The 524-nt window shown below is 51.5% G+C and carries 1 protein-coding gene; it reads left to right on the top strand.

The features are described from left to right. On the top strand, positions 1-461 hold a 461-nt coding region (locus JUJ53_RS00165), incomplete at its 5' end, for a transposase family protein (protein WP_239124653.1). Positions 462-524 lie beyond the last annotated feature (63 nt).

Here is a 524-nt window from a genome sequence, read left to right as displayed (position 1 = left end):
CGTACTACAGCGGCAAGCGCAAGGTGCATACGGTCAAGAACCTAGTCATATCTGAGCGTGGGGGTAAGGTGCGCTACTTGAGTGACACCTACGAAGGCAAGAAGCATGACAAGGCGATTGCCGATGAGGAAGACCTGCAGTTTCCCGATGGTAGTACGCTATGGCAGGATACGGGGTTTCAAGGGTTTGCCCCCGAGGGAGTGAGCATTCAGCAACCGAAGAAGAAACCCCGCAACGGATCACTCACGGCGATTGAGACGATGAACAACCAAGGTATTGCCAGTCTTCGCGTCGAAGTGGAACACCACATTGGTGGGATCAAGCGGTGTCAAATTCTGGTGCAACCGTTTCGTAATTGGGTTGATCATTACGTGGATGACGTTATGGAAACCGGCTGTGGTTTGCATAATTTCCGCCTGACTCATCGAGCCAAGCAACGGAGTCTGAGAGCCGCCGCTTAATCCCAAACAACTACAGATACAGTTGACTGGCAGCGACTTCTCTCCTATTTCCGATAAAGTCTA

The organism is Leptolyngbya sp. CCY15150 (genome assembly GCF_016888135.1).
Lineage (GTDB): Bacteria > Cyanobacteriota > Cyanobacteriia > RECH01 > RECH01 > RECH01.
Note: the sequence above shows the minus strand (reverse complement) of the source record. Positions and strands in the feature narration are given on the sequence as shown.